Raw genomic sequence first — 3,579 nt, 5'->3', positions numbered from 1 at the left:
CAAGCTTTACTCAAAGAGTCTAGTAACGATGGCGAAGAGGTCACACCCGTTCCCATACCGAACACGGAAGTTAAGCTCTTCAGCGCCGATGGTAGTTGGGGGTTTCCCCCTGTGAGAGTAGGACGTTGCTAGGCTTTATTTTTTTTGCTTATTTTCAGTGGTCCCGTGGTGTAGCGGTTAACATGCCTGCCTGTCACGCAGGAGATCGCGGGTTCGATTCCCGTCGGGACCGCCATATTTTAACATTCCAAAACGATTTCACCTCAACGGGTGTGATCGTTTTTTTATTGTAAATAAACAAGGCTGTCTTCTTGGCTTTTGTTTTCTAAGATTTTTCTGTACACTAGTACTATAATAGGAAGAGAAGGGTGAGTTGGCTGTGTGGGAGAAAGAAATCAAGTCCGTTGAGGAGATGGAAAAGCTAGCTGCCGAGATCGGTGGGTATCTAAGACCTCCTGACGTGCTGACACTTGAAGGTGATCTCGGAGCTGGTAAAACAACATTCACAAAAGCACTTGCAAAAGCAATCGGTATCACACGGACAGTCAGTAGTCCTACTTTTACGATTATCAAGCAGTATGAAGGGAATTACCCCTTCAATCATTTGGATGTATATCGGTTAGCCAATAGCGAAGAAGATTTAGGTTGGGACGAGCTGTTTTATGGAGATGCGATTTCGGTGGTGGAATGGGCACAATTTATTCAAGAAGAATTGCCTGAACATCGGATGGAATTGGTCATCCATCATACAGGGCCTGATTCCCGCAGAGTTGAATGTACGCCAAAAGGTGAACGATTTACACGTATTTGTGAGGAGATTTTTACATGATATGGTTAGGTATAGATACAGCAAATTCACCTTTATCTGTAGCCATCGTTAAAGACGATGTATTACTGATCGAAGAGTCAAGCATGATGAAGATCAATCACTCGCTACGCGCAATGACAGCAGTAGAAGAGGCGTGTCGTAAAGCAGACATTACTCCTTCGGAAATAGATGCGATTGCTGTTTCTGAGGGTCCCGGATCGTATACAGGCGTCCGTATTGGCGTGACAATTGCGAAGACGCTCGCTTGGACGCTTGATAAGCCTCTTTACGGTGTATCGAGTCTGAAGGCTTTAGCAGTTAATGGACAACTGTTTAACGGTCTCATCTGTTCCGTGATTGATGCAAGAAGATCTAATGTCTACGCAGGTGTCTATCGTTCAAATGGGACTGAACTAGTCAATGTGCTCGAGGATCAGCACTGTTTACTGGCAGAGTTGCTGAAGAAGTTAAAAGAGTGTAACGAAGCAGTTTTATTTGTGGGAGAAGATGTAAAACTGCATACATCCATTATTCGTGATCATCTTGGAGAACAAGCACATATCGCTTCATTCGCATTGAATGTACCACGTGCATCTTCTGCTATATTACTGGCTCAAAGTGCAGATCAATCGGAAGCAGTGCATACATTTACGCCACAGTATAAGCGGATTACTGAGGCAGAAGCCAATTTGGTGAAGAAGGAGTCTTCCCATGAGTAATGAAGTACTGTTTAGAAAGATGACGCATGAAGATATACCGGCAGTTGCTAGTATAGAACTTGAATCATTTGCGACGCCTTGGACAGAAGAGATTTTCGAGCATGAATTAACAGGAAATGCGTATGCTCATTATATTGTAGCGGATCTTAACGGTGAAGTAATTGGACATTGTGGTATGTGGATTGTACTAGATGAATGTCATATTACTAATGTGGCCGTACTCTCGGCTTACCGAGGTAAAGGGTATGGAGAAGATCTGATGCGTCAGGCGATGGAACTGTGCCGCTTGAATGAAGTGAAAACTATGACGCTTGAAGTGCGTGTAAGCAATGAACCAGCACGGACGTTGTATCGTAAGTTAGGCTTTCATGAAGGCGGCATAAGGAAAAACTATTATACAGACGACCATGAAGATGGGCTCGTCATGTGGGTGGAATTCTAATGGATAAAGATCATTATATTTTAGGTATTGAAACGAGTTGTGATGAAACCGCAGCTTCTATAGTGAAAAATGGAACAGAAATTGTCTCATCTATAGTGTCGTCACAAATCCAGCAGCAAAAGCAATTCGGTGGTGTTGTTCCCGAAATAGCTTCGCGTCTGCATGTGGAACAAATCACACTGGTGATTCAGGAAGCTTTGAACGAAGCGAAACTTGTACCAAGTGATTTGGAAGCAGTTACTGTGACAGAAGGACCTGGGTTAGTAGGGGCATTATTAATCGGCATCAACGCAGCGAAGGCTTTCGCTTTTGCAAATCAGTTACCGTTGATAGGTGTCCACCATATAGCAGGACATGTCTACGCCAATCAATTGATCCACGAGATGGAGTTTCCTTTGCTGGCGCTCATTGTCTCGGGTGGTCACACGGAGCTTGTCGTCATGAAGTCACATGGTTCATTTGAATTGATCGGTGAAACGCGTGATGACGCAGCAGGAGAGGCCTATGACAAAGTAGCGCGTGTACTAGGCTTGCCTTATCCTGGAGGCCCACAAGTAGATCAGTTGGCGCTGGCAAGTGACGAAAGTATTGACTTCCCGCGTGCTTGGCTCGAAAAAGATTCGTATGACTTCAGTTTTAGTGGATTAAAATCTGCGGTTATTAATTATAAGCATAATATTGAGCAAAAAGGCGGAAAAATTAATCATGATCATGTTGCGGCGGGCTTTCAGCAAAGTGTGGTCGATGTACTGACAGTTAAGACAGTGAAAGCTGCAAAAGAATATGATGTGAAGCAAGTGATTGCGGCAGGTGGTGTAGCTGCCAATCAAGGACTACGAAAATCATTAACTGCTGCACTTGAAAAAGAGGGAATCCCTTTTTATGTTCCACCTATTTCATTATGTACAGATAATGCGGCGATGATTGCCGCGGCTGGCTATGAGATGTGGAAAAGTGGCGTTCGAAGTGATTCTAGTATGAACGGTCGACCTGGAATGCCATTAAAATCATGGAATTAATGAAGATACACACAGTTTGCTAACTTTCAGCAAATTGTGTGTTTTTTTGTTAGACGAATATTAGATTGTCAATAGGGAACATTCGTACTTATACACAATTTGTGGATAGAATGTGGGTAACAATTGTAACCTGTGAATGGTAAACGGATACATTTTGGATAACTATGTGGACTAATAAACAAATAACTGTGGATGAAGTGGATAACTATGTTCATATGTGTTCAAACGGGGATTTAATCTGTGGAGAAGATTGTGGAGAAATAAAGTATATTTTAGCTTGCTGTTTTTAATGAAAGTATGAAAATGACGAATGATAGGAGGAATGAACTGATTCTTGTCGTAATTTGTCGCGAGATTGTTCGGATAATATAGTTGAAGCATCATGTTTTGCACAAGCGCTCTGTGGAATGTGAAGATCATTCTACGGGAAGTCGTAACCGCTCATACTTTCTTTGCGACCGCTCTATGAGTAGCCGCAACTGCTCATACTTCCTGCGCGACCGCTCTATGAGTAGCCGCAACTGCTCATACTTCCTGCGCGACCGCTCTATGAGTAGCCGCAACTGCTCATACTTCCTGCGCGACCGCTCT

Annotated in this window: 4 protein-coding genes, 1 tRNA gene and 1 rRNA gene; all 6 read left to right on the top strand. The window is 43.3% G+C overall.

What is annotated here, in order from left to right:
• Positions 1–18 precede the first annotated feature (18 nt).
• The 6 genes from rrf (at position 19) to tsaD (ending at position 2,988) form a co-directional block, all read left to right on the top strand.
• Positions 19–134, top strand: a 5S ribosomal RNA gene (gene rrf / locus CSV61_RS16385).
• Positions 135–159: 25 nt separating this feature from the next.
• Positions 160–235, top strand: a tRNA-Asp gene (locus CSV61_RS16380).
• A gap of 177 nt (positions 236–412) precedes the next feature.
• On the top strand, positions 413–829 hold the full coding sequence (gene tsaE, locus CSV61_RS16375) for a tRNA (adenosine(37)-N6)-threonylcarbamoyltransferase complex ATPase subunit type 1 TsaE (protein ID WP_099640090.1): 417 nt from the start codon (positions 413–415) through the stop codon (positions 827–829).
• On the top strand, positions 826–1,527 hold the full coding sequence (gene tsaB / locus CSV61_RS16370) for a tRNA (adenosine(37)-N6)-threonylcarbamoyltransferase complex dimerization subunit type 1 TsaB (RefSeq protein WP_099640089.1): 702 nt from the start codon (positions 826–828) through the stop codon (positions 1,525–1,527). Before tsaE ends, tsaB begins: the two co-directional genes overlap by 4 nt.
• Positions 1,520–1,969, top strand: a complete 450-nt coding sequence (rimI, locus tag CSV61_RS16365; protein ID WP_099640088.1) for a ribosomal protein S18-alanine N-acetyltransferase — start codon at positions 1,520–1,522, stop codon at positions 1,967–1,969. The genes tsaB and rimI overlap by 8 nt, the downstream gene beginning before the upstream one ends.
• Positions 1,969–2,988 (top strand): tRNA (adenosine(37)-N6)-threonylcarbamoyltransferase complex transferase subunit TsaD, encoded by a 1,020-nt coding sequence (tsaD, locus tag CSV61_RS16360; RefSeq protein ID WP_083034130.1) that lies wholly within the window; start codon positions 1,969–1,971, stop codon positions 2,986–2,988. The genes rimI and tsaD overlap by 1 nt, the downstream gene beginning before the upstream one ends.
• The last annotated feature ends 591 nt before the right edge of the window (positions 2,989–3,579 follow it).

Origin of the sequence: Sporosarcina sp. P3, from assembly GCF_002743415.1 — a bacterium.
In the GTDB taxonomy this organism is placed as follows: Bacteria; Bacillota; Bacilli; order Bacillales_A; family Planococcaceae; genus Sporosarcina; species Sporosarcina ureae_A.
The sequence above is the reverse complement of the archived record's forward strand: the minus strand, read 5'-3'. Positions and strand labels throughout refer to the sequence as shown.